We start from the raw sequence: 367 nt of genomic DNA on the forward strand, positions 1-367 counted from the left end.
ACCATCAATCGGAGATATGGCCGTTAATACATCAAGTTCCATACGTTTTCTTAGATAATTATCAGACTGCAAAATTAACTCTTTTTCCTGAGTTATAAGGCAAAAGGACAAAGAAAGTTTGTATAAAAGAGGTAAGAAATAAAAAAAGTCTCACGAATTTCTTCGTAAGACTTCCCTTTTGGTAGTGGGCGTTGACGGATTCGAACCGCCGACCCTCTGCTTGTAAGGCAGATGCTCTGAACCAGCTGAGCTAAACGCCCTTGTTAATGAGCCGGAAGTGTTTCGTTTTTGTGTGGGCGTTGACGGATTCGAACCGCCGACCCTCTGCTTGTAAGGCAGATGCTCTGAACCAGCTGAGCTAAACGCC

2 tRNA genes and 1 pseudogene (1 of these 3 running past the window's edge) are annotated in these 367 nt (G+C 43.9%); all 3 read right to left on the bottom strand.

Annotation, left to right across the window (positions count from 1 at the left end):
• Positions 1–42, bottom strand: a pseudogene (purB, locus tag BHV72_RS05955) (adenylosuccinate lyase); it reaches 1,273 nt to the left of the window's first position.
• A gap of 143 nt (positions 43–185) precedes the next feature.
• Positions 186–260: transfer RNA gene (locus tag BHV72_RS05960), tRNA-Val, on the bottom strand.
• 33 nt (positions 261–293) lie between these two features.
• Positions 294–367 (bottom strand) — tRNA-Val (locus BHV72_RS05965).

It is taken from the genome of Bacteroides sp. 43_46, assembly GCF_001915455.1.
GTDB classification, from domain to species: Bacteria; Bacteroidota; Bacteroidia; order Bacteroidales; family Bacteroidaceae; genus Bacteroides; species Bacteroides caccae.